General features: G+C 69.4%; 18 protein-coding genes and 4 pseudogenes. 11 read left to right on the top strand and 11 right to left on the bottom strand.

Features of this window, described 5'->3' with window-relative positions:
* Positions 1–78: 78 nt before the first annotated feature.
* Positions 79–2,634 carry a DUF4118 domain-containing protein gene (locus ACQUFX_RS22460; protein ID WP_428962291.1) on the top strand — a complete coding sequence of 852 codons (2,556 nt, stop codon included), beginning with the start codon at positions 79–81 and terminating at the stop codon, positions 2,632–2,634.
* Positions 2,631–3,323, top strand: coding sequence for a response regulator (locus tag ACQUFX_RS22455; protein WP_428962290.1), 693 nt, complete (start codon positions 2,631–2,633; stop codon positions 3,321–3,323). The genes ACQUFX_RS22460 and ACQUFX_RS22455 overlap by 4 nt, the downstream gene beginning before the upstream one ends.
* Positions 3,324–3,779: 456 nt before the next feature.
* Here the strand turns inward: ACQUFX_RS22455 and ACQUFX_RS22450 are convergent.
* Both ACQUFX_RS22450 and ACQUFX_RS22445 read right to left on the bottom strand, forming a co-directional pair.
* A pseudogene (locus ACQUFX_RS22450) lies at positions 3,780–4,011 on the bottom strand (amino acid transporter); the annotation flags it as partial.
* Positions 4,012–4,410: 399 nt separating this feature from the next.
* Positions 4,411–4,596 carry a hypothetical protein gene (locus ACQUFX_RS22445; protein WP_428962289.1) on the bottom strand — a complete coding sequence of 62 codons (186 nt, stop codon included), beginning with the start codon at positions 4,594–4,596 and terminating at the stop codon, positions 4,411–4,413.
* 424 nt (positions 4,597–5,020) lie between these two features.
* On the opposite strand from ACQUFX_RS22445, the gene ACQUFX_RS22440 reads away from it, so the two are divergent.
* The 3 genes from ACQUFX_RS22440 to ACQUFX_RS22430 all read left to right on the top strand — a co-directional run bounded on the left by ACQUFX_RS22440 (position 5,021) and on the right by ACQUFX_RS22430 (position 7,860).
* Positions 5,021–5,317 (top strand): helix-turn-helix domain-containing protein, encoded by a 297-nt coding sequence (locus tag ACQUFX_RS22440; protein ID WP_428962288.1) that lies wholly within the window; start codon positions 5,021–5,023, stop codon positions 5,315–5,317.
* Between the two features lie 556 nt (positions 5,318–5,873).
* Positions 5,874–6,461: a GIY-YIG nuclease family protein gene (locus ACQUFX_RS22435; RefSeq protein ID WP_428962287.1), complete on the top strand. Its 588-nt coding sequence runs from the start codon at positions 5,874–5,876 to the stop codon at positions 6,459–6,461.
* A 367-nt stretch (positions 6,462–6,828) separates the two neighbouring features.
* On the top strand, positions 6,829–7,860 hold the full coding sequence (locus ACQUFX_RS22430) for an ImmA/IrrE family metallo-endopeptidase (protein ID WP_428962286.1): 1,032 nt from the start codon (positions 6,829–6,831) through the stop codon (positions 7,858–7,860).
* 52 nt (positions 7,861–7,912) lie between these two features.
* On the opposite strand, the gene ACQUFX_RS22425 is transcribed toward ACQUFX_RS22430, so the two are convergent.
* The 4 genes and pseudogenes from ACQUFX_RS22425 to ACQUFX_RS22410 all read right to left on the bottom strand — a co-directional run bounded on the left by ACQUFX_RS22425 (position 7,913) and on the right by ACQUFX_RS22410 (position 12,348).
* Complete coding sequence (locus tag ACQUFX_RS22425) at positions 7,913–8,755, bottom strand: hypothetical protein (protein WP_428962285.1); 843 nt, start codon at positions 8,753–8,755, stop codon at positions 7,913–7,915.
* 624 nt (positions 8,756–9,379) lie between these two features.
* Positions 9,380–9,496: pseudogene (locus ACQUFX_RS22420) on the bottom strand (nucleotidyl transferase AbiEii/AbiGii toxin family protein); the annotation flags it as partial.
* Between the two features lie 2 nt (positions 9,497–9,498).
* Positions 9,499–10,065, bottom strand: coding sequence for a hypothetical protein (locus tag ACQUFX_RS22415; RefSeq protein WP_428962284.1), 567 nt, complete (start codon positions 10,063–10,065; stop codon positions 9,499–9,501).
* 489 nt (positions 10,066–10,554) lie between these two features.
* Positions 10,555–12,348, bottom strand: coding sequence for a TOTE conflict system archaeo-eukaryotic primase domain-containing protein (locus tag ACQUFX_RS22410; protein WP_428962283.1), 1,794 nt, complete (start codon positions 12,346–12,348; stop codon positions 10,555–10,557).
* Between the two features lie 221 nt (positions 12,349–12,569).
* Here ACQUFX_RS22410 and ACQUFX_RS22405 point away from each other — a divergent pair, with 221 nt between their 5' ends.
* The 4 genes from ACQUFX_RS22405 to ACQUFX_RS22390 all read left to right on the top strand — a co-directional run bounded on the left by ACQUFX_RS22405 (position 12,570) and on the right by ACQUFX_RS22390 (position 16,072).
* Positions 12,570–12,881, top strand: a complete 312-nt coding sequence (locus ACQUFX_RS22405) for a hypothetical protein (protein WP_428962282.1) — start codon at positions 12,570–12,572, stop codon at positions 12,879–12,881.
* Positions 12,882–12,887: 6 nt separating this feature from the next.
* A complete protein-coding gene (locus tag ACQUFX_RS22400) occupies positions 12,888–14,039 on the top strand; it encodes a hypothetical protein (RefSeq protein WP_428962281.1) in 1,152 nt (383 codons plus the stop codon).
* 97 nt (positions 14,040–14,136) lie between these two features.
* Positions 14,137–14,667, top strand: a complete 531-nt coding sequence (locus tag ACQUFX_RS22395; protein ID WP_428962280.1) for an RNA polymerase sigma factor — start codon at positions 14,137–14,139, stop codon at positions 14,665–14,667.
* Positions 14,668–14,986: 319 nt separating this feature from the next.
* On the top strand, positions 14,987–16,072 hold the full coding sequence (locus ACQUFX_RS22390; protein WP_428962279.1) for an IS630 family transposase: 1,086 nt from the start codon (positions 14,987–14,989) through the stop codon (positions 16,070–16,072).
* A gap of 272 nt (positions 16,073–16,344) precedes the next feature.
* Here the strand turns inward: ACQUFX_RS22390 and ACQUFX_RS22385 are convergent, their stop codons facing one another.
* From ACQUFX_RS22385 to ACQUFX_RS22375, 3 genes are all read right to left on the bottom strand, one after another.
* Positions 16,345–17,415: a DUF6907 domain-containing protein gene (locus tag ACQUFX_RS22385; RefSeq protein WP_428962278.1), complete on the bottom strand. Its 1,071-nt coding sequence runs from the start codon at positions 17,413–17,415 to the stop codon at positions 16,345–16,347.
* A gap of 230 nt (positions 17,416–17,645) precedes the next feature.
* Positions 17,646–18,062, bottom strand: a complete 417-nt coding sequence (locus ACQUFX_RS22380) for an Imm1 family immunity protein (RefSeq protein ID WP_428962277.1) — start codon at positions 18,060–18,062, stop codon at positions 17,646–17,648.
* On the bottom strand, positions 18,059–19,174 hold the full coding sequence (locus ACQUFX_RS22375) for a DUF6244 family protein (protein ID WP_428962276.1): 1,116 nt from the start codon (positions 19,172–19,174) through the stop codon (positions 18,059–18,061). The genes ACQUFX_RS22380 and ACQUFX_RS22375 overlap by 4 nt, the downstream gene beginning before the upstream one ends.
* 443 nt (positions 19,175–19,617) lie before the next feature.
* Here ACQUFX_RS22375 and ACQUFX_RS22370 point away from each other — a divergent pair, with 443 nt between their 5' ends.
* Complete coding sequence (locus tag ACQUFX_RS22370) at positions 19,618–21,384, top strand: AIPR family protein (protein ID WP_428962275.1); 1,767 nt, start codon at positions 19,618–19,620, stop codon at positions 21,382–21,384.
* A gap of 129 nt (positions 21,385–21,513) precedes the next feature.
* Here ACQUFX_RS22370 and ACQUFX_RS22365 read toward each other — a convergent pair.
* Positions 21,514–22,297, bottom strand: a pseudogene (locus ACQUFX_RS22365) (transposase family protein).
* A gap of 407 nt (positions 22,298–22,704) precedes the next feature.
* Between ACQUFX_RS22365 and ACQUFX_RS22360 the strand changes: the two are divergent.
* Complete coding sequence (locus ACQUFX_RS22360) at positions 22,705–23,766, top strand: IS110 family RNA-guided transposase (protein ID WP_428967036.1); 1,062 nt, start codon at positions 22,705–22,707, stop codon at positions 23,764–23,766.
* Positions 23,767–24,211: 445 nt separating this feature from the next.
* Here the strand turns inward: ACQUFX_RS22360 and ACQUFX_RS22355 are convergent.
* Positions 24,212–24,379, bottom strand: a pseudogene (locus ACQUFX_RS22355) (IS5 family transposase); the annotation flags it as partial.
* Positions 24,380–24,648 lie beyond the last annotated feature (269 nt).

The following is a 24,648-nucleotide window of genomic DNA, read 5'->3' as shown; positions in this document are numbered from 1 at the left end:
CACCATGGCGCCGGACCGGGACCGGACCCCGGCCCGGCGCCGGTCAGCCCACCGATTCGTTGGGAGAGGACTCCTGCTGTGCCACGAGGGGAACTGCGCATCTACCTCGGTGCCGCACCCGGCGTCGGCAAGACCTACGCCATGCTCGAAGAGGCGCAGCGCCGCGCCGAACGTGGCACCGACGTCGTCGTCGGCCTGGTCGAAACCCACCGCCGCCCACACACCGCCGCGATGATCGGCGACCTGGAAATCGTGCCCCGGCGGACACTCCACTACCGGAGCGCCGAGTTCACCGAGATGGACCTCGACGCGGTACTCGCCCGCCGGCCCGAGGTCGCCGTCGTCGACGAACTCGCGCACACCAACGTGCCCGGCTCCCGGCACGACAAACGCTGGCAGGATATCCAGGAACTTCTCGACGCCGGGATCACCGTGCTCACCACCGTCAACATTCAGCACCTGGAGTCGCTCAACGACGTCGTCGCGCAGATCACCGGCACCACCCAACGTGAAACCGTCCCCGACGCCGTCGTCCGCGCGGCCGAACAGGTCGAACTGGTGGACATGACCCCGGAGGCGCTGCGTCGCCGGATGGCCCACGGCAACATCTACCGCCCCGACAAGATCGACGCCGCGCTCGGCAACTACTTCCGCGTCGGCAACCTCACCGCGCTGCGTGAACTGGCCCTGCTCTGGCTCGCGGACAAAGTCGACGAGCAACTCGACGCCTACCGCGCCGCGCAGGGCATCTCCGCCACCTGGGAGGCCCGCGAACGGGTCGTGGTCGCGCTCACCGGCGGCCCCGAGGGCGAGACGCTGATCCGCCGGGCCGCCCGTATCGCCGCCCGCAGCAAGGGCGCGGACCTGCTCGCCGTGCACGTGGCCCGCAGCGACGGCCTGGCCGGGGCCGACCCCGCCCACCTCGCCCGGCAGCGGGTGCTCGTCGAGAGTCTCGACGGCACGTACCACCAGGTCCTCGGTACCGACGTGCCGGCCGCGCTGCTCGACTTCGCCCGGGGCGTCAACGCCACCCAGCTCGTGCTCGGTGCCAGCCGCCGTGGCCGGTTCGCGCACCTGTTCTCCCGCGGTGTCGGCGTGACCACCACCGCGCTGTCCGGAACCATCGACGTGCATCTGGTCACCCACCCCGAGGCCGGACGCGGCCGGCGGGCCCCCGCGGTGCCCGCCGCCCTGTCCCGGCGTCGCCGGCTGCTCGGCTTCACCCTTGCCGGGCTGGGGGTGCCCGCCCTGACCGCGGCCCTCAACGTCCTACCCGACCTCACCCTCACCAACGACATCCTGATCTTCCTCGCCGCCGTCGTCGGCGTCGCGCTCGTCGGCGGGCTCTGGCCGGCGCTGGTCGCCGCGCTCGGCGGCTCCCTGCTGCTCAACTGGTTCTTCGCCCCGCCCTACTACACCCTGACCATCGCCGAGACCGACAACCTGCTCGCCCTCGGCGTTTTCGTCGGCGTCGCCGTCGCGGTCAGCGGGGTCGTCGACGTCGCCGCGCGGCGTACCCGGGAAGCGGCCCGGGCGTCCGCGGACGCGCAGACCCTCGCCACCGTCGCCGGCAGTGTGCTGCGCGGGCAGCGCCCCCTGCCGGCGCTGCTCGACCGGCTCCGGGAGACCTTCGCCCTGCGCGCGGTCAGCGTCCTGGAACTGGCCACCGATGCGGAGAAACGCCCCGGCCGCGCCCGTGAGGACACCGCGTGGCGGGTCGTCGCCAGCGTCGGCGAGTCGCCAGCGGGCAGCCCGAGCGCGGGCGAGACGGCTGTACCCGTCGACGACCGGCTCACCATCGTGCTCTCCGGCCGGCGCCTGGAGGCCGTCGACCGGCGCATCGTCGAGGCGTTCGCTGCCCAAGCCGCCGTCGCGCTACGCCAGCAACGTCTCGCGGAGCAGGCCGCCGCTGCCCGTCCCCTGGCCGAGGCCGACCGGATGCGCACCGCGCTGCTCGCGGCCGTCAGCCACGACCTACGCACCCCCCTCGCGTCGGCGAAAGCCGCTGTTTCCAGTCTGCGCAGCCACGACGTCGACTTCGACCCCGACGACCAGGCCGAACTGCTCGCCACTGCCGACGAGTCCCTCGACCGGCTCAGCCGGCTGGTCGCGAACCTGCTCGACATGAGCCGGCTGCAGGCCGGCGCGCTCGGCGTCCACCCCGTACCGATCGGTCTGGAGGATGCCGTACCCCGTGCCCTCGACGAACTCGGCCCGCCTGCGGCCGACGTGCGCACCGACATCCCGGCCGACCTGCCGGCCGCGACCGCCGACCCCGGCCTGCTGGAACGGGTCCTGGTCAACCTCGCCGCCAACGCGCTGCGCCACAGCCCACCCGGGCACCCGCCCACCATCACCGCCAGCGCCCACACCGGCCAGGTCGAAGTCCGCGTCATCGACTCCGGCCCCGGTATTCCCGAAGACCAGTGGGAGCACGTGTTCCTGCCGTTCCAGCGTCTCGGCGACCGTGACAACACCACCGGCGTCGGCCTCGGCCTCGCCCTGTCCCGCGGACTCGCCGAGGCCATGGGCGGCAGCATCACCCCCGAGACCACCCCTGGCGGAGGACTCACCATGGTGCTGCGGCTACCCGCCGCCACACCGACCGACCCTCCGGAGGGCCCGCAGGAATGAATCGCATCCTGGTCGTCGATGACGAACCCCAGATCCTGCGCGCCCTTCGTATCAACCTGCGCGCCCGTGGCTACGACGTCAACGTCGCCGCCACCGGCACCGCCGCGCTCAAGGCCGCCGCCAGCCACCCACCCGATCTCGTCGTCCTCGACCTCGGGCTGCCCGACCTCGACGGCGTCGACGTCATCCGCGGCCTACGCGGCTGGACCACCGTTCCGATCATCGTGCTCTCCGGCCGGGCCGGCAGCGACGACAAGGTCAACGCACTCGACGCCGGCGCCGACGACTACGTCACCAAGCCCTTCGGCGTCGACGAACTCCTCGCCCGCATCCGCGCCGTCACCCGTCGACTCAACGCCACCGGCGACACCACGGGCCCGGCAAGCGCTCTCGTGCGGGTGGGACGCCATACGGTCAACCTGGCCGACCGGGTCGTCACCCGCGACGATGGCGTCGAGGTCCGGCTGACCCCCACCCAGTGGGGCGTCCTCGAGAAACTGCTGCACCATCCCGGCAAGCTGATCACCCAACGCCAACTGCTGCACGACGTCTGGGGCCCGGACTACCAGGACGAGACGGGCTACCTGCGCCAGTACATGGCCCAGTTGCGCCGCAAGCTCGAAGACAACCCCGCTCGTCCGCAGCACCTCATCACCGAGCCCGGCATGGGCTACCGCTACCGCCCCTGACCACCGAGAGGAGAGACACGTCAGGCCCAGGGATCGCACCGAGCCCGGAACACCGGCCGGCAACGTGCGGACCGCCGCGATCGGGACCGGCATTCCGCGTACCCGCCTTGCTGGCCCTCGCCGTCATCGCGTTGCCGTGACGACGATGTGCCGACCGCCGAGAGTGGCCAGAAGCGCCATCAACCCGGCCCGATGCCACCCGACCAGCCGGGCGGAGCGACCGTACGGCCTCCTCTCTCGTCCCACGTCCCGCCGTGTCCCGGGTCCGGCCCTGACCAGGTGTTCCGGGTGACCTGCGGTGCGGGTTGACCCGTTCGGCAGGCGCGGTTGGGGCGCTGCGGAGCGCCAGCCCGCAGGGCCGGCGACAGACCCGACAGCGACGCCGACGGGCCATCCGCGGTGCTGCGCTCGCCGGCCTGCGATCCGCCTGTACGTGTCGAGCGGATCGCCGCGGGGTCAACCGCCGACGTGGATGCCGGGCCGGCGTGCCGGATCCCGCTCGGTCTTGCGCAGGATCTCCCGTACCACGGGTATCACCCCGGCCGAGGATGAGATGCCGCAGCACATGCCCGACGGGGTTTCCCACATGGGCGTGTGGGCGGATGCCGGTGGCGTCGCGCAGGCTGAGCAGGATCGCCCCGATCGCGGTCGGGGCGGCGGGACTCCGCACCCGCAGCACCCGGTGCCCGTCAAGCTTCAGCCCCCGCACCGTAGGACGTCGCTGGCTCGACGACCGACCGGACAACCCGCAGGGAAGGGCTGTGCGCCGTGCCCGGCGCGGTGACGCCCACGCCTTCGGCTGGCTTCACCGGCACAACCACGACCGCGTCGTCGGCTACGCCATCACCCGCGTCGGCCCCACCAACGGCCATCGGCCGAGGACATCACCACCGAGACGTTTCTCCGGGCATCGAAGAATCCGCGCCTGGGGGCCGTACCTGCATGCCCGGAAGGCCTGCGGATTGCCGCGCGTGACGGGCGGTGAGCGCGACCACCTCGGCTGGCCCGGGTCGTCCTGGGTCGTGCGACGGCGTTCGTCGGCCAGGAGGCAGCTTCGTCGTCGGGTCGTTGTCGCGATGGCTCGCGCTCATGCCTGTTCGGCGGGCCGGTCGTCCTGATGACCGGCGGACAGGAAATCTAGGTTGTTGGGACTAGACATCTTCTGCGGTGTGGCATACTCTTCTTCGAGTTGAGAGGAAAGATCCGTCACGACGCAGACGGGCCGCCCGGCCGTGAGGTCACGACGGGTGGCGAGGAGAGGGGCACGCTTCACCGTCCCTCCCGACAGGCAGTAGGAGCACGTCAACCCCGGCGTGACACACGCCGGGGTGCAGGTGGGGCCAGGTTCTTGTGGGGCTCCACCTGATGTTCGCCGTGCGTGTCGGGGTCATGAAGTCGCGTGGGCTCCGGTGCCGGTGGACCGTACGACAGCAAGGGAAAGAAGTAGCAGAGGAAAGGGAGGGCCGTACACCGTTGGATCGCCCGCCGTCGGCCGTCATGTCAGGCCGGGCGGACACCGCAGTTTCCATCGAACGAGAGGTGGTCTCCGGTCACGCTTATGCGATCCTCGCACCCGAAGCCGTCAGTGAGGGCTGGTGCGGATACGACAAGCCGACGTCTCTGTCGGCAGATGGTGTCCTGACCCGTAACCCTGGGCCCCGGCGCTTAAGCGCCGGGGCCCTCGACGTGGAGGTGAAATGGGGCAAAACCCCGATGACATGTTCGGCGATGAGAACTACCCGGCCTACACCATCGGCCAGGCCGCGGAGATGCTCGGCGCGACGCAGGACTTCCTGCGCCGTCTGGACGAGGCGAAGTTGATCAACCCGCACCGTTCCGGCGGCGGGCACCGCCGCTACTCCCGCTACCAGCTTCGCCTGGCCGCCCGGGCCCGGGAGATGGTTGACCAGGGCACCGCTCTGGAGGCCGCCTGCCGGATCATCATCCTGGAAGACCAACTCGAGGAAGCCCTCCGGCAGAACAAGAAGCAGTAGCGTGGGCCGCGGCGACAGGACTGGCCAGCACGCCCTCCTGCGAGGTCGTCGGCAGGCGATGGGCCGACCGGCTCGCCAGGCGACGGCCCTGTCCCCGCCCCGGTCCTGGTGATCCCGCTCGTCGTACCTCTTCACACCGGGCCGGCGACCGGCATGCTGTGCGTGACCGGCGGTGCCGAGGGCGGCTCCCGCCGCCTGCGACTCGGGGCGGATGTTGTGTACGGGTGTGGCTCGATCTGGTGGACCGCCGGCACGACGTCGGTCTCCGCCAACGGGGCGTCCAGCCGTACGGCAGGAGCCCACACCGACCGCACCGTCGGCCGGCAGCCTCTCCAACGCCTCGTACGAGGCGACCGTCTTGTCGAGGCTGACTTCCCATTCCGGCTACTCCTCAGCGGGACCGTTCCCGCCGCCGACGGTGCGCGGCCTGCTGATCGGTCTGCCGGTATCCGTGGCCGCCCTTCGCGGCGCTGCCGCACCGTGCGTGGAGCATCCCGCGTCCGTGCTCCCGGGCCACGATCCGTCCGCCCCGGGGACGCCGCCTAGGATGGTCTCGATGAGCACTGCCGAGAAACGACCCGACGATGTTCCATCCGACGGAGCCCGGGTCGAGGAGGCCCTGCGGCTGCTCTGCGGCGCGCCGGTCGGACTCGAGGTCGCCGTGAAGCGGCTCAGCCGGGGCAGTGGCGTCTACGCCTGGTGGGCTGATCCTTCGGTCCTCCCCGACCTCCCTGGGCCGCCGAACGACAGCGACCCGTCACTACGGCTGCTGTATGTCGGACGGGCCACCAGCCTGCGGGGCCGGATCCTGCGCAACCATCTGAGGCGATCGGGCAGCTCGACGCTGCGCCGTACCCTGGCCGGACTTCTCGTGTCCGAGGGATACCGGACGACCTGGACCGATCGGGTGGTCCTGGTCCCTGCGGACGAGACGCGGCTGACGGCGTGGATGTCCGCGCATCTGCGCCTGACCTGGGCGGAGGACGCGGAGCCGACGACCATCGAGGCCGAACTTGTCCGGCGGCTGCGCCCGCCGCTCAACGTCCACGGCGTCGCCCCCGAGCACGTCCAGGCGGCCGTGGTCGCCGCCAAGAACTCGTACAACGCCAGCAGCCGCCCGGCCGACCCGCCGCAAGGGCCGTAACCGTCGCCCGGCGCGCATACCGCTTCGACGCACGCTCAAGCCACCGGGCGTGCAGACCTTCGCCGGCCCGAATTGCCGCTGCCACCTGGGTCACCGCCCAGGCCACCGGCTGGGCCGGCGGCACCAGCGCCAAGGTCAGTTTCGGCCGCTGGGCGGCTGCGTCCGCAAAGGGGAGGACTCTGCGGACGCAGCCGTTTGCTGTGGCGTGGTGACCGAGGGGCGGCCCCGCCGGACCGGCTGAGCAGCCGGCTCGACCTCGTTACCTTCGGAACGCCGAGGTGCTGCGGTGACGCTGTCCGGCCGCTGCGTGGCCTGTGTCACATCTGGTTCGCAAGTGTGAACGTGCCGGCCCGTCACCGCTACTCAGGTGGGAGATGGGCGGGATGGTCGAGGGAGAGCAGGATGTCGACCGGCGGCTGCTGCGTCTGGTGGCCCCGCCGGGGACGAGGCTGCGCTCGAACGGCTGTACGCGCGGCACGGGCCCGCGTTGCTGGCCTACGCCGACGGGCTGCTGGCCGATCGGCACCGCGCCGAGGAGACGGTCCAGGACACGCTGCTGGCGGTCTGGCGGGGCGCCGGTTCCTTCGAGTACCGGTCCACGGTCTTCGGTAAGGTCGCCTGGCGGGTGGTCGAGGCCGTGGGCCGGCAGTTGCGGCTGCCGGAGTTGCGGCTGCCGCAGCTCGACTGGCCGGAACCGGCGCGGGCCGAGGACGTCCGCACGGTCGCCGCGGCGGCACGTGCGGAGTTCGGCTTCGACGACGGGCCGGTGCCGCACATGGTGCGGCTGCTGGAGGCGCACGGGGTGATCGTGTTGTCCCTACCGGACGCCTCCGAACGGGTCGACGCGTTCTCACACTGGTACGGCCAGCGGCCGTTCGTCTTCCTCAACCCGGCGAAGAACGACAAGGCCCGCTCCCGGATGGACGCCGCCCACGAGCTCGGCCACCTGCTGCTGCACCACGACGCCGAGCCGGGCAGCCAACTCCTGGAACGGGAGGCCACCGCCTTCGCCTCCGAGTTCCTCGCCCCCAGCACGACCCTCGCCGGCGAGCTTCCCGCCCGGCTGGACTTCGACCGGCTGCACGAGCTGAAACGCCGCTGGGGCATCAGCCTGAAAGCCCTCGTCTACCGGGGACACGACCTCGGCATCTACCGGGACCACACCTACCGGCGCGGGATGAGCCTGCTTGCCCAGTGGGGCCACCCCGAACCCGGCGACCTCGGCCCCCGCGAACAACCCTCCCTCCTCGGCAGGGCCGTCGACCTCCTCAACCAGCAGCACACCACCATCGAGGACCTCGCCGCGCAGGCCGGCCTACCGGCAACCCTCGCCCGGGCCGTGATCGACGCCGCCACCGAACACCTCCCCGAACTACGACTCACCCCGACCAGCTCGTGACCGGAGCCGGGGACCCTCCCGGCCAGGGCGATCCCCGCTCGGGGTGCATCGCTTACTCAGACGGTGTGACGGTGGGTGCTGTCGGTTCGACGTGGTGGCTGTCCCAGACCCACTGGTCGTCGCCGTGGTCGACCAGGGTGCTGCACCGGTAACGCAGCAGGTCCACGTCCGTGCTCCGGTCCGGGCCGCCGGGATGCGGAGGCGTCGGGTCCAGCGCCGCGTCCGCGTTGTAGACGAGCCGGTCGGCCAGCCGGTAGTCACGGCGGAATCCCGTACGCCACTGCGAGTTGCCGCCCCAGCCGTGCGACAGGTCGGCCACCTGCCGGTACCGCCGCCGCCACGCCCAGTACAACGTCGAGTTCGCGGCGAGCCCGGGATCCAGGTGGTCGACACCGGCACGAACGCTCATACCGCCACGCATGAGCAGCAGCGACCCGACCAGACACCCCGGCCACCACTGCCCGGCCAGCACCGGCGACGCCTGCGGATCGTCCGCCGGCTCGACCTCGACGATCTCGTGCAGGAACGGATGGAACCCTTCCCCCGCCGGGAACGTGCCGCCGATCGCCGCGACGAACCGCCGGTACGCCGAGGACGCAAGCCAGTCCGTGGGGTCGTCGGGATCGGTGGCGGGCGGCTGGCTGGGCAGGATCAGCAACTCCATCACCCTGCTCACCGCATACAACGTCCACAGGTCCTCTTGCACCAACGCGACGGCGGCCATCCTCGCCTCGCCGACCTGCCGCAACGCTGCCAGGATCGACGAGTGGGTAGCAACCCACGGGTCGAGGACGTCCCGATCCCATGCGCTGCCGCTGTAGTCGAGGGTCGGCTCGAACAGACCGAACCTGACCTCCTGCCACGCGCCGTCCGGGAAAACCATCTCGGCTCTCACGACCGCCAGTCTCCCGATCGATGGACAGCGCGTCGAGCGAGATCCGACCACCCCGCCGCCCACCTACGCAGGCGGCCGAACCTGCCGACCGGCTCAGCGAGAACGCCGCGTGGCAGGACCTGGGCGGACCGGGTCCCCGGCTCCACGCATACGCTCTCGCCACGCGAACCAGTCGCAGATCCGGGAGTTCCAATGTGGTTGCCCCGGGCTCGGGGTACTACGGTGCCCCGCCCCACCGAGCTCAGCTCCGCTGGGCATGCTCACGTCTACCGCCGTGCGCATGGGTGAACCGGAGGTCCCGGGGACGCTCGTTGGTCCGGGGGAGATCATGGACATGCTCGGCGTAATCCGGTCGCGGTTCGGGCAGATCATCTTGCAGCCGTAGTTCCCGCGCCCGTTCCAGATCTTGCAGGCCAGCGCGATCTGGCTGCGGTCAGACGTTGAAACGCACATTAGGGACTACCATCGCCCCAAACTGCCAGCGGACGGGGGCGAGCAGGGCTGTCCGAATGCCCGTCAACTGCGCGACCAGCACGAGGTAAGCAGGTAATCACAAGCTTCGTGACGATCCGCTCACACTTGGTGTGCGGCTGAGACGTCTACGGCGTGACTGAGGGCGGCAGCCGTGGGCCGCTCCAGCAGCCCGGCGGCCTGAACCGCGTAACCGCCGGCCAGCGCGAAGCCGTATCGATCGGCCGCCCCGAGCCCGGTACGGGCGAGGCGTTCGTGGAAGGGGTCCACCGCTACGCCGCGTTGCTGCGGGTGGCGGCGAGTTCGGGGAAGGCGTCCTCCCAGCGCTGCCGGAGCTGGGGTGGCAGCCAGAGGGTGGGCCAGAGTCGCCGAAGGAGGTCGGCACTGAGCCAGGTGTGCAGGTCCTCGACGGTGCTGGCTTCGGTGAGCACCACCTTGTACATGCTGGCCAGGCGCGCGGGCCGGTTCAGGTCGTACTCGGCGCGTCCGGACCAGTCGAGGTGACGCGGAAGCGTCACCATGCCCTTGGTGGGGCCGTGCAGCGCGGCGAGGGTTTCGGCCACCACGTAGGGCTTCCGGTCGCCGTAGGGCCGGTAGTCCGCCGGCGGCTGGGGTGACATCCTGCGCCGGCTGAGGTTGGTTGCTCGTCGGACCTCCGGTCGTAGTGCCTGACGGATCGTTTCCCGGCTGTAACCGGTGACCCGCTGTAGATCCACCGGCCGCCACCCGGCCGCGTGGAACGCCCGCAGTTGCTCGTCCCGCTCGGTCAACGCCTGTGCCCGCGTCGCCTCGTACCGGGAGACAACCGTGTGCAGCTCGTCCTCGGAGAACCGGCCCATGGCCGTCAGCCTATGAGGCTAGGCCCAGCACGCTTGGCTTACGTCGCATCTCTGTAGCCGGCGAACCAGTCATGATGATCGCGATGGGATGCGCTCATGTTCTGGGGAAGCCGAGGGCCCGGTAGCCGGGCATGCGGCGTGGGAGTGAGGCGGCGAGGATGAGTGTGGCCGGGTCGTGGTGGTCGTGGACCTCGGCGAGATCCTTGCCGGGCGCGGCGCGGACGACGCGGCCGGCGCATTGGACGAGTAGGCCGTCGTAGGAGATCGGGCCGGCGAGGAAGAGGGTGTCGAGGGCGGGGGCGTCGAAGCCTTCGCCGATGAACGGTGTGGTGCCGATGACGAGCAGGCCGTCGCCGGCCTTGGTGCCGTCGAGCCGGTCAACGATGGCCCGCCGTTAGCGGGTGCTCATCGCGCCTTGGAGCACAAGCGCCTGATGTCCGCGTGCGGCGAGCAGGGCGGTGAGTGCCTCGACCTGGGCGACCCGGCGGGTCAGCACGAGACAGTTGCGACCGGGGTCAGGGCCGCGGCGACTTCGTCGGCGATCTGGGTGTTGCGGGGTTCGTCGAGGGCCAGCCGTCGGTGCACCTCGGCGAGTGCGCCGGGCGCGTCCAGGTCGACGTCGCCGGGTTGGAAAGTGGTCTCGTGGATGAACAGCGCTCGACGGGGTCCGGCGTCGGTGTGCATCGCGGCTGCGAGGGTGCCTTGTTCCTCGTCGGTCAGGGTGTGGCGGACGGGTCCGAGTTGCCAGGTGACGAGTTGGCCGAGGCCGTCGCGTCGGGTGGGTGTGGCGGTGAGGCCGAGCCAGAACTGCGCGGCGATCCGTTTGACCGAGTGCTCGTAGGCTGCGGCGCCGAGGTGGTGGCATTCGTCGACGATGACGTGCCCGTACCCCTGGGTCAGGGTGGCGACTTCGTCGCGCCGGGCGAGGGAGGGCGGCAGCGCGATGTCCACCGTGCCGGTGAGCTTGCGTCGGCCGCCGCCGAGTTGACCGGGCTTGATGTCGAGGAACTGTTGGATGCGGGTGCGCCACTGGTCGGCGAGGGCTTTGCGGTCGACGAGGACGAGGGTGGAGGTGTTGCGTTCGGCGATCACGGGGCAGGCCATGACGGTCTTGCCGGAGCCCGGTGGGGCGACCAGGATCCCGTCGTCGTGGGCGAGAAGCGCGCCGACCGCGTCGGCCTGCCTGCTGGTGAGTTCGGCGGTGAACGCGGTGTCGAACTCGGTCCCGGAGTGTCGTACGTCCGTGACGGCCAGTCGCGACCCGGCGCGTTCGACGATGGTGGCGATGGTGTGCCGCAGGCCCCGCGGGAGGACCAGGCGGTCATCGAGGGTGAGGTCGTAGCCCTGGATGAAGCGTGGGGTGTCCCAGGTGGACCTGCGGAGTCGCTGCAGCTCGTAGAACTTCGGGTTGGCCATGGCGGCGGCGTGCTTGAACGTCGCCAGTGCGGCGGGGGTGAGCTGCCTGGCGTCGATGCTCAGCCCGGCGCCGGCCTCCGCGTGGACCACCGCAGGAAGCGGAGGATGGACCTGGGTCGCGGCGGACCGGCTCATGGTGGCGATGTCGGCACCGGTGAGGGCTTGCTTGGCCTGCCGGGCGACGTGTTCGGCGTCGCCGGTGCTGAGGCGGTCCAGCGTCGACAGGAACGCCCACTGGTCGGCGTGCGGCTCGAGGGTGCCGAGGTCGAGGAAGGTGGTCAGCCCGTCCTTGCGGCGGCGGCCCTGCAGCGGCGCGGCGATGAGGTTGCCGAAGCCACCCTCGGGCAGCACGTCCTGGTTGGGGAACAGCCGGTCGTACGACCGCAGGTCCATCGACCCGCGCAGCACCATCGCCTCGCGCAGCAGGACCGTGCCGACGGCGCGCGCGGTGGCCGCGGCAACAGCGCCGGGGAAGAAGACCCACACGTGGGCTCCGCGGCCTGACTGGGAGATCTCCAGCGCGGCCGGCACGGCGCTGGCTCGTGCCGCCTTCACGTACGCGAGGGCGTCGAGCATCGCGGTCGGCCCGTCGAAGTCGGCCACGACGAAGTGGCAGGTGTTGCCGGGCATCAGCGGGTACAGGCCCATGAACACGTCGCCGACGAGATGCGCCGCGACGACCTCCGTCGTGCGGGGCAGGTAGGTGGCACCGCGCCGGTCCATACCCTTGCGCCAGCCTCCGGCGACCGCGGGCATCCAACCGCCAGTACCGGTACGGGCGTTGTCCCACCGCACGGCGTACACGTCGGCCCGTGCTCGGAACCGGTCGGCGAACAACGCCAGCTTGTCCTGCGGCGGCGAAGCCATGGTGACCAGCCCTGGCGGCTCGACCGGCGCGGACAACTGCTCCGGCGCCACAGTCGTGTCCTAGCATTGCAGCTCCAGCAGGCGTCCCAGCCGGGCGTTCTCCGCCCGTCACCGCTCCACCTCCCGCCGAAGATCGACGAACTCGGCTACCGTGCCCATACCGACCACCCTCGCGGATCGGGGCTCCGAACACCTCGACACCGGTTCGGTATCCTCCGCCGATGGTGTCGATGGGGAATGCCGCGCTGGAGGCGATGATCGCGGCAGCCACGGTTGACGCGTACGGCGACGACGAGCAGCTCACCGGCCTGTCCACCATGATCGAGGAGTACCTGGCGGTGCCGTTCCCCACCACCGTCCTCGGTGTCGGGGTGACGGTGCAGAAGATCGACCTGACTGCAGACAGCATCGTCGCGCTCTGTGCCCGGGGCCGCCACCGGCAGCGGGTCGACCTGCTCGACCTGCCGTTGCCCATCCCCGTGCCAGAGGGCGCCGCGTGGATCGACGCCTACCGGCACTGGGCCGGAAGGTAGGCCACGGTGAGCGAGTACCAGTACTACGAGTTCACCGCCGTCGACCGTCCCCTCGCCGGCCGGGAGCGGGCCGAGCTGCGGTCGCTGTCGACCCGCGCCGACATCACCGCCACCAGCTTCGTCAACACCTACGAGTGGGGCGACTTCAAAGGCGACCCGCGCAAGCTGATGGAAAGGTACTTCGACGCGCACCTGTACCTGGCGAACTGGGGTACCCGCCAGCTCATGCTGCGGGTACCGAAACAGGTGCTCGACCCCGCCACAGTGGCCCGGTACTGCCGGGGTGGCAGCGCGTCGGCGTGGACCGCCGGCACACATCTCGTCATCGACCTCCACGACGAGGACGAGGACGGCACCGACGAGTGGGAGCTCGATGGCCACGGTCTGCTCGCCTCGATCACCCCGGTCCGGGCCAGCCTCGCCGCCGGCGACCTACGCCTGCTCTACCTGGCCTGGCTCCGCTGCGTACAGTCCGAGGAGATCGCCGACGACGAGCCCGAACCGCCCGTCCCCGCCGGACTGGGCACCCTCGACGCGTCCCTCACCGCCGTCGCCGAGTTCCTGCGCATCGACCCCGCCCTGATCAAGGTCGCGGCGGCCGGATCGGCGCCGCCCGTCTCCGACGAACCGACCGCCGCGCAACTACGGACCTGGGTCGTCGGGCTGCCACCCCGGGACAAGGACGCCATCCTGACCGACCTGATCACCGGCAGCGACAGCCACCTGCGCAGCCGACTGCTGCGCCGGTATCGCGACGCACACCGCACCGATACCCCCACCCCGGCAGCCGCCCGCACCGCCGGGGAACTGCTCGCCACCGCCGCAGATCTGCGCACCGAACGGGAACGACGCGACACCGAGCAGCGCGAACGCGAGCGGATCCGCCGGGAACAATCTGCCGCGGCAGCCCGGCAACGGCACCTCGACACCCTCGCGGCTGATCGACCCGCCGCCTGGCGGCGGATCGACGAACTCATCGCCACGAAGAAGCCCCGCGAGTACGACACCGCGGTTCGACTCCTCGTCGACCTCCGCGACCTCGCCGAACGCGACGGAGACAGCGGGCCCTTCACCCAGCGGCTGGCCGAGATACGGGCGACGCACGCTCGCAAGCCCAGCCTGCTCGAACGCCTCGCCCTCGCAGGCCTCGACACCTGACGCACGTCCTCATGCCGTCTCGAAGGTCCGGGTTCGGCGGGCGGTGTTATCGGGTGAAGGTTTCTGCGAGCCCGTAGTTGTCCCACCACGCGGGTCGGTGTGTGCGCGGTCTGCCGGCGGTTCGGGTGAGCAGGAGCCAGTTGTTGTCCAGGACCAGGGCGGGATCATCCGGTGGCTCACCACCATCGCCCACCGCCTCGTCCTCGACCACGCCAAAGCCCGCCGTGCCCGCTACGAACACCCCGCCGGCCTCACCGACGCCTACCACACCCCAGAACCCCAGAACAGCACCAGCGCCGAGTCAGCCGTCATCCGCAAGTACGAACTCCACCAAGCCCTCGCCGTCTACCACTACCTCGGCCCCCGCTACCGCGCATACCTCTATCTCCGCCACTGGCAGGGCCTCACCGTCAACCAGACCGCCGCCGCCTCGACACCACCATCGGTGGCGTCAGAAACCTCGAACGCACCACCACCGCCACCTCACCGGCTACCGCACCGCAGACAATCCCCCCACCCCACTGGCACCCACCCCGCCCTCGGCGACCGTGAGCACCGCATCGACAGGCGTGAGGACGTTCCCGGCGCGTGCGCCGCGCCGACGCACACAGCGTCCCGCCAGATCTGATCTCCGCCGATGTGCGCGCCGTGTGCTCTCCAGCAGAAACCACCACGGGCCAACCGGTACCAACACGGGCCACGACGGGCCGACCGCCGGTCGAAAACCGGGGTACGTGTGCTCCAGGTGCGGTCCTGGCTGGGAGAACAGGCCCCCGGACGACCCCGGCGAACGCGGGTCAACGCGGGCCACGCCCTGCCACCCCAGGTGAACCCCCAGGTCGCTAGACTAGTGCCTCGTCTTGGAACGTCGAACGGGTAATCCGTCGGTTTCTGAGGATGGATCGGGCAGGCTGTCTCCCAGCACTCGTGGTGGGAGGTGATGGCCGGTGGGCAGACGGCGGGAGGTGTTCGTCCGACAGGTGTCGATGGCCGAGGGTCAGCGGTTGCAGAAGATCACCAGGACCGCAAGGGACCCGGTGAAGCTGCGGCGGGCGATCGTGGTGCTGATGTCCGCCCAGGGGCAGCCAGCCCCGGACATCGCCCACCTGCTGACGGTGACCGACGACTACGTGCGCGATGTGATCCACGCGTTCAACGAGCGGGGGTTCGACGCCCTGTCCCCAAAATGGAGCGGGGGCGCACCGAGACGGATCGATGAGCAGACCCGCGACTGGATCTGTGTCATCGCCCGGTGCGACCCCCGCTTCCTCGGCCAACCGTTCTCCTGCTGGTCGTTGGCCAAGCTGCGCGACTACCTCATCGCCGCCGGCTATGTCACGACGATCAGCGTCGAGACCGTGCGCCGTGTCCTGCACGAACGCGGGGTGACGTGGCAGGCCACCAAGACGTGGAAGGCCAGCACCGACCCCGACTTCACCTCGAAGATGCGCCGGATTCTGGACCTCTACGCACCCGCCGACGGCAGGGTGCTCTGCGTTGACGAGTTCGGGCCGTTGAATCTGCAACCCCGCCCCGGACGGGCCTGGCGACCCGTCGCACACCCGGTGCGACTACGGGCCACCTACACCCGCGACCAGGGCGTACGGCACATGATCGCCGCCCTGGACCTGGCTACCGGCAAGCTGCACTACCGCATCCGCGACCGCAAACGCTGGCGGGAGTTCCTGGCCTTCCTCAAGACCCTGCGCGCCCGCTGGCCCGACCAGAAGCTGTATCTCATCCTGGACAACTTCTCGCCGCACAAGCACCCCGAGGTCCGCGCCTGGTGCGCCGCCAACCGCGTCGACCTGGTGTTCCTACCCACGTATGCCTCGTGGCTGAACTGGATCGAGGCCGAGTTCGCCGCCGTGCGGTACTTCGCCCTCAACGGCACCGACCATCGCACCCACGCCGAGCAGGACGCCGCCCTCGGCGACTACATCCGCTGGCGCAACCAACGCGCCCGACCCAAGACCGGATTCGCCACCGGCTCCAAGATCCGCCACCCGGATTACCCGTTAAAGGCTGCATGACGAGGCACTAGGCCCTCGCGCCCCCGTAGCTCAGGGGATAGAGCATCGGTTTTCTAATGATTGTCTGCCATCTATGAATGCGCGGCTGGAGGCCCGCTGATTCTCCGTCAACTGAGCTTTTCCCGGTCACTGGCTTTTCTGCTTCACCTCGCCGGCGAGGGCATCTGACGGTCGGATCGTGCCGAATGATCCATAGATGACCGCGATCAAGGTGAGCGATCCGGACCTCATCGTGTAGAGGTCCGGGCGCTTCACCCACAGCCTCGTCGAGTTCAGGTCCTGACGGTCATGTCTCCGGAAGTAGCGCGAGCCGCAGCGATCAGTGACGCACCGAGTTCCGCGGCCTTCTCGGGATTGAACCGGACCGCCGCGCCTTCCCAGCAACCCGACAGCAACGACGCGGCCAAGCTCCGGACCGTTGCAGGGTCCAACCCGTCAAGCTTGCTGTAGTCGGCAGTGCGCTGTTCCGGGTTGTTGATCGTTAACGTCACCGACGGCGGCTCGTCGCCTTGCCCGTCGGGCGCGTTGAATGCTTCAAGGTCGACCGTCGCGACTTTGGTGCCGTCGGCGGCTTCGACGTCCTGGCCGTGCACGGCCAGGACGTGTCGATTGTGCAGGCGGACGCCGTCCTCGAAGAGGCAGGTCCCATCGCACCACACCGGGCACGGCGACTCGGTCGACGTCGTGGGTGGCAGCAGGTACCCGGCGTGTGACCACGTCGCGAAGTCCACCATCGCATCCGCCACTTGGTCCTCGGTGCAGTTCAGCTCCGCAGCCTGCTCAGGAAGACTCAGGTCCTGTCGGGTGAGTTGCTCGGCGACCACCCCGCGCAGCACGCTGATCTTCTGGTCGGCAGTGAGGCCCTCGTCCTGAACCACCCGGTCGAACACGACCCATCCGAGGTCACCCCGGTCTGGCACGGCCGCTGGGCTGGCCGGTGACCGAGCACCACTAGCTGGTTGGTTGCCTCCGTCGCGCGCCACGGTCGCGACTTGGCCGATCGCCGTCCGTACCTCTTCGGCCTCGTCCAGGGTCAGGCGCAGCACCGCGGCCGCGCCCTCGATCACAAACTTCACCACCGGCTCGACCGCGTCCACGTGCTGTTCCAGGTCGATCTCCAGCTGCCGCGGCCGGTACGCCTGGTGGGCGCACGACTCGCCGGCCGTTCGCACCGAACTGTGCAGCGACAACAGGACAGGCGGTGATTCGTCTGGCCAGTGGATCCGGTCCTCGATGTCGTCGGCGTCCTCGTGGGTGGCGATGCACCAGGGCGGGCACGGCCGCTTCAGCCAGTAGGGCCGACGCGCGCGACCGCTCAGCTCCTCACCGGCATGGTCCGCCACACACCACGACGGACAGACACCGAGGTGTCCTGCGGGTGGGCTTGCAACCTGGTTCGACGTGTCCAACATATTGACAGGCTTGCACGCGCGTCGGTGAGAGCTGGCGGACTCCTTGTGCGCAATGCTAGCAGCTCTCCGGTAATCCCCACTGGCCGCCGTGAGGTGCTGCCGGCCGGGCCTGAACAGTTGATCCTGCCCTGCGGGCCGACGTCACCCGGCTCGCCGTCCGACTACTCGCTGGCGGCGGGTACGTGAGGCGGGTCACCGCCGGTGGCGAGGAAGGTGCCTGCGACCTTTATGGCCGTCTCCGGATTTAGACATAGGTGTTCGACCGGGTATTCAGTGGGCACTCCGCCGAAATCGAAGCGGATCCCTTGAGTCGGGGCATCCACGGACCGGTCGTGCAGGTAGCCGCCGTCGTCGGCGATGTGGACCGCGAAGGCGTGGGTGGGATGGCCGAGCCCGACCTGGAGGCCGGACGGCAGGTCGTCGGGATCGTCGGCGAGGTCGGAGAAGATGGTGACCACGACGGGCTCGCCAGCCTCGTGGATCTCACTCAGGACAGCTTCCAGGGTGGCGGGTTCGGTCACGTCGGTTTCGTGGTTGTCGCGGTGGTCGCCTCGGTCATAGGTCCAGGTCACCTTCATGCGATCGCCTTTCCGTTGCCGGTGTAGGTGCGCCAGTGGCGTACCTGTCCGTCATCGTCGCGTACGTAGACGGTCAGTCGTGCGCCGGTGGGGAGGAGCCGGGAGAGGATCTTCTCGCAGCCGTAGGGGGTGTAGTCGCAGGGCGGGTTGTTCGTCACGACGGCCGCGTCGGTGACGTGTTCGCGGCGCATCCGTGCGGCGAGCTTGGCCTCTAGGTGGTCGGTCGTGGTGGCGATGAGCTGGTAGGCCGGTTTGAGGTCGGCGGCGGCAGCCGGGTCGCGGCCGGATCTCATCGGTATCTGTTGGCCGCCGATCAAGGCGACACCGGAGGTGGGGTCCTTCGCCTCTCGCCGAGGCAGGTTACGAGCGGCCTCCGGCAGCCAGGCGGGTAGCGGCTCGGAGGATGCCGGTCCGTCGGTCGTGGTCGTGGGGACGTCGCGTGTGATAGGCGGTCGGCTGATGTCGCTTCCACCTCCCGTTACCACTCCTTCCGCACCGCCGGTCTGACGAGCTCGCGCCAGCGCTTCTCCGACGTGCTCCCGGGCCTCGGTGCTCCGCCTGAGAACGGCTGCCAGGAGTTCCAGCATCTGCTCCAGGCCCGCCAGCGTCGGGCCCGGCTGCCCTCCTTGCAACACCGCCGTGACGAGCCGCCGCGCCTCGTCGACCGCTGACCCCGCGCTGGTCACCCGACCCTGTACTGCGGTCACCGCCATCGCCACAGGTGTGAGCGCGGCGATGATCTCCTGTGGCGACGGCTGGTGCGCCACCGCGTCGACGGACCGGTAGGCCGTGCCCAGGACGTCCGCGGCCTCGACCAGCTGGGAGTGGGCGTGCCCGAGTACCTTTCGCACCCGGGCGAGACCGGCCGCGACGCCGGCGAAACCGGAGGCCACCGCGCGGGCGGCGGTCTGCTCGACAACGTGATCGACCGCAGCGGCCACCTGCTGCGCTCGGGCCACACCCGCTGCCATCGCCTGCAGGTCGGCACCTACCGTGCCGGTCAGTGACATCCCGCCCTCACCCACCCCCAACGCCTTACGCGGCAATGGCAGCGTAAGGCCCACCGAGCAGCCCAACACCGGCAAAATCCGCCGGGCCGTCAAGGTGCTCAAGGGGGCACTTGCGCCGATCGCCGCCGGCCTGACGGCCGCCACCAGCGCCGAGGTCCAGGATTGGGCCCCGCCGCCATCGACCAGCTGGGTGCCGCCCTGTAGGACCGAGGTGACCTGCCCCGAATGCCCCTGTTTGCGCTGCCGTCACCGTCACTCGGGCTGCACCAAGCCCGCTAGAACGTTCGACCACAAGTGCCTGGTTCCCGGCCGGTCCAACGTCGAGCACCCGGTTGTACCACTGCGTGAACTTCGGTTGCGCTACATCGTCCGACATGACGGCAGGCTTGAACCTTCGCGCTGCCGTCATCGCGCCCGGCTCAGGAGGCGTGACGCTGCGGGTTCGGGTCGCGCCGGCCGCGTGGGAGCCAGCCCGGGTCGTACGCTGCGAAACAGTCCGGCCCGCTCGGGCGGTCGCAGTGAAGCGGTTCGCCTACACTTCGTGCGTGGCCGACAACGAACAGGTATTGCTCGATCAGATCCTGGTCCAGCGGCAGGCTGAGCGGCCCGTGCCGGTACGCGAAGACGAGGCCTTCGAGCTCTTCGCTGCGGAGCAGGCGCTTACGGCACGGCAGCTGTCCTCGGAGGAGGTGGCCGACGGTGTCATCGGAGGCAGCAACGACGGAGCGATCGACGCGATCTACGTGTTCATCGACGGAATGCTCCTTTCCGAGGACAGCGATGTGCTGCAGGAAGGGTTCTCTGCGGGCAGGCTGCAGCGCGGCATAAAACTCGAGCTCTGGTTGGTGCAGGCTAAGCGGGAGACGTCGTTCACTGAGACGGCCATCGACAAGGCGGCGAGCGCGCTTGCGCGGCTGCTGGACCTCTCGGAAGACGAGGAAGATCTTCTGAAGCTCTATTCGCCGGGAACCGTCTCGCGGACGGGGTTCTTCCGGAAGGCTCTTCGGGTGCTGGCCACACGCCACCCTCAAGTCGAGATTCACTTCGTGTACGCAACCCGGGGCCGCGCCACCGGCTCGAATTCGATCAACACCAAGGTGGCCATCAAGGCACGTGACCTGGAAGCTCAGCTTGCTGGGGTGATCTCGGGCGCCAAAGGCTATGTCGAGTTCCTCGGGGCCGCCGAGCTGTGGCGACGGGCGAACACCGTGCCGTCATACACGACGGAGCTGACATATCAGGAGAACGCGACCAGCGGCAACAGCCACGTCGCCCTGGTCAAGCTGCGCGACTACATGACCTTCCTAACCGACGAGGACGGCCGGCTCCGACGGCACATCTTCGACTGGAACGTCCGCGACTACCAGGGAGACGTCGAGGTGAACCGGGAGATCCGGGGATCCTTGGAGGACCCGGAAGGCCCCGAGTTCTGGTGGCTCAACAACGGCGTCACGATCGTCTGCTCTAAGGCCACCGCAGTCGGCAAGACCTATTCCCTAGACGACGTGCAGGTGGTCAACGGCCTACAGTCCTCGCACACCATCTTCAACTTCCTGCGAACGGCGCCGACGGACCACCCGGCGTTCGACCGCTCGGTGCTCGTCCGCATCCTGGTAACGGGCGACGATCTAGCCACCCGGGACCTCGTCATCCGCGCGACCAACCGGCAGACGTCGGTCCCGGCCGCGTCGTTGCGCGCCACCGACGACATCCAACGCGACATCGAGGCGTACTTCCTCGGGCATGACTGGTACTACGACCGGCGGAAAAACTTCTACCGTAACAGCGGACGCAGCGCGGAACGGATCGTGAGCATCTCGCTGCTCGCGCAGGCTGTGATGGCAATGGGGCTCAGCCGTCCCGACAACTCCCGAGCCCGGCCCTCCAGCCTTCTCAAGCGTGACGAAGAGTACCGGCGGATTTTCTCCAAGGAGATCCCCGTGGAGATCTACCTCTGGGTCGCTCGGGCTCAGAAGGAGATCGACGCGTTCCTGGCATCGGAGGCTGCCCTTGTCGGCGTGCCAACCCGAAACAACTACCGCTTCCACCTGGCCATGGTGGCAACGGCGAAGCTCGTGGGGCAGCCGGTGCGGTCGCCGAAGCAGCTCAGTCGCCTAGCGTCGGCCGGTACCCCGCTGGTCGACGCGGATCTAACGGCGGCCTTGGCGTTCTTACGCGAGGAGTTCGCCGCGTACGAGCAGCGAACCGGGAACTCGCCCGACAAGATCGCCAAGGGCCCGGACTTCGTCGAGCACCTGCTCGGGAACTCGCTCGACAAGATCGCCAAGGGCCCCGACTTCGTCGAGCAATAGGGGCGCGATAACGAACTGGGTCGCTGTCCGTCTCCTATCCGCAGGATGGCCGGGGTATGGGAAGCGCCGGTCAGATCGCCGGTTCGGCGGGTGGCGTACGCCGCGCCGATGACAGAGACTGAGCGCTTCTCATCGTGGGGGTCGGCTGGTCTGGACGTGATGTAGGACGAGGATGGCCTGGACGATCGCGGTGGCGCGTCGGGGGCAGCAGCGAAGCTTGGTCAGGACTTTCCAGCCCTTGAGGGTGGCGACGGCGCGTTCGCCGACGGCCCGGATCTTGGCGTGGTGGCGGTTGACGGTCTTCTGCCGGCGGGACAGCCGGGGCCGGTACCGGCGGCGCTTGAACGGTGTGCGGACGCCGCCGACGGCGCCCTGGTAGGCCTTGTCGGCGAAGGTCATGACGTTCGCGCTGGTCAGCGTGTCGATCAGGCCGTGTGTGCGAGCGGCGGTCAGGTCGTGCACGGCGCCGGGCAGGGCGGGGCGAGGCCCAGACGAGGCGTCCGGCGCAGTCCGCGATGACCTGCACGTTCACCCCGTGGCGCTTGTGCTTTCCGGAGTAGTACGGGCGCTGGTCGGCCACCCGGTCGATCGGGATCAGGGTGCCGTCGAGAATCGCGTACGCGAGCCGGCCGATACGTCGGATGGCCGCGTTCAGGTCCTCGGCGTGTGCGGCGAGCAGGTCGATGGCTTCCCGGACGTACCGCCAGGCGGTCGTGACGCTGACGGTGAAGCCGCAGGCCAGGCGGGTGATGGTGTCACCGTTACGGAGATGGGCGAGGGCGAGCAGGGCCTGTCGGCCGGCGTCGAGACGCCACCACCGGCCCTCGCGCCGGGTGCGTTCGGCGCGGATGAGGTCGGCGAGGTGGTTCAGGGTGCGGCTGGACAGCGCGATCGAGGACGGGTAAGACAGCACAGCGAGGCTCCCGGTTGGGGCATCGGGTTTTGGTCGACTGCTGTCTTACCGGGAGCCTCGTCCTATGTCGACACCAGGTCCCCGCCGCGCCCACCGTGACCAGGCCAATCACGATGAAAAGGCCTGTGAAGGTTGTTCTTGGCTGGCCTGGGGCTGGCTGGCAAGTTCGGCGTCATGATCGCGGGCCTGGGTGTGGCTCATGAAAATGGTGGCCCCCGCGGGGTGCTCTCAGTGAGATCTGCCCACCCGGTTCGAGGTCGGGGCGCCGGCCCTGCCCCTCTCGGTGGCTTGATCAGAAGCTTGCCCGACCCGTGGCCGCGGGTCGTGGCCCATCACAGTCCTGCCGCGAGAGCACATCCCGGGCCGGCGCCACCACGACGTCTCCCCTGGAAAGGCAGGACTCCACCATGGCCATCGTCGCAGACCACCACGACTTCGTCATCGGCGTGGACACCCATGCCGCCTCACACACCCTCGCGCTGATCACCGCGAGCACCGGCGCGGTCCAGCAGCAGGCCCAGTTCCCGACCAGCCCGGCCGGGCTGCGCCGCGCCACCGCCTGGATCCAGCGTCACACCCAGGACACGACAACACTGATCGTCATCGACGGCGCCGGATCCTACGGCGCCACCTTCACCGAACAGCTCACCGCAGCCGGTTTGACCGTTGCCGAAGCACCCGACGTCCCGGCCATCAACAGGCGCCGCCACGGCAAGAGCGACGCCCTGGACGCCATCGCGATGGCCCAAGCATCCCGCGGCCTGAACATCAACGAACTGCGCTGGCCCCGCGCGACCGGCGCCCGCACCGCCCTGCGGGTCCTGACCGTCGCCCGCGAACAGATGAGCGGCGAACGCACCCGAGCCGTCAACGCGTTGACCGCCCTGCTACGCACCGTCAACCTCGGCATCGACGCCCGCCGCGCCTTGACCACCACGACCATCACCACCATCGCGACCTGGCGCACCCGGGACGAGAATCCGACCCTGGCCGTCTGCCGAGCCGAGGCCATCCGCCTGGCCCGGCGCATCCGGGCCCTCGACGCCGAACTCGCCGCCAACCACACCACCCTGTACGAAGCCGTCACCACGCAGGCGCCGCAACTGCTCGACCTACCCGGCGTCGGCACCGTCGTCGCCGCGACCGTCCTACTGGCCTGGTCACACCCCGGACGCATCCGCTCCGAGGCCGCGTTCGCCGCCCTCGCCGGCGCATCACCACTACCGGCCTCATCAGGCAACACCACCCGACACCGACTCAACCGCGGCGGCGACCGACGCCTCAACCGAGCCCTCTACACCGTCGCACTGGTCCGCATGGGCCACGACCCCCGCACCCGCGCCTACGTCACCCGCCGCACCGCCGAAGGCCACACCAAACGCGAGATCATGCGCAACCTCAAGCGCTACATCAGCAGGCAACTCTTCCGGACCCTGACCGCCGCCCACACGACAGGAACCACCCCTTGACAGTTATAGAAGCATCTCACTGCAGGAGCAACAACGGTCACGAGCAAGATCCGATACGCTGGCCGCAGGCGGGAGGGGGTGTCTAATGAGCAACACCCAGACTGTCTGGGCAGACCATGATGTGCGCGTCGAGGTTGCGGTCGAAGGCCCGCCCCGGTCGATGCGTGTACGCGCCTACACGCAGCTCCTAGAACAAGTCCTCCTGTCGCTAGAAGAGATCGATCGCTTCGCCCTACCCGGCCGGACGCCTCGCATCGACTTAGCGGTCGCGGATCTGGCGGTGAACGGCGAGATTCGCGCCGTCCTTGCTCCCAGGCGGACACCCCCGCGGCGCCTCCCGGCACGGTATCGGCACCAGCGATCGGCCTTGTTGCTGGTGTAGGTTAACTCAGAGAGATCGCAGAGATTCCTCAGCTGTTCTCATCCCTGACCGCCGAGCGCGTACAAGACGGGTCACGCGGATGCGGCGCAGGACGGGAATGAGCTGCGGGCTGTCACCCCGGTGCCCGGCGGTCACGATCAGGGAGAGGACCTTCTGTCCCTGATCGCAGGCCAGATGAGTCTTGGTGGTCGGCCCGCCGCGCGAGCGGCTCAGCGCGTGATCGGCCGGCTGCCCGGCGGCGGCTCTTCACCGCGAGCCTCGCGGTCCCTCTTCACCCAGTTGGTCAGAGTTTCGCTGTTGATCGCGCAGGTCACGGGCCACCGGCGCGATCAACTTGCCTGTCTCCCGCACGATACGCACCGCGCCCGCCCGGAACTCCGGATCGAACTGCTTTCGCGTCTCAGCCAGGAACCACTATCCCTCAAGCTCTGGCCTCCACGCTACGAGGGAAGGGCAAAGCCTATACCGAGGGCCTGTCAGACCGGCGGAATCGCCGGCCG

Source organism: Micromonospora fluostatini, from assembly GCF_050410825.1.
In the GTDB taxonomy this organism is placed as follows: Bacteria; Actinomycetota; Actinomycetes; order Mycobacteriales; family Micromonosporaceae; genus Micromonospora; species Micromonospora rosaria.
Note: the sequence above shows the minus strand (reverse complement) of the source record. Positions and strands in the feature narration are given on the sequence as shown.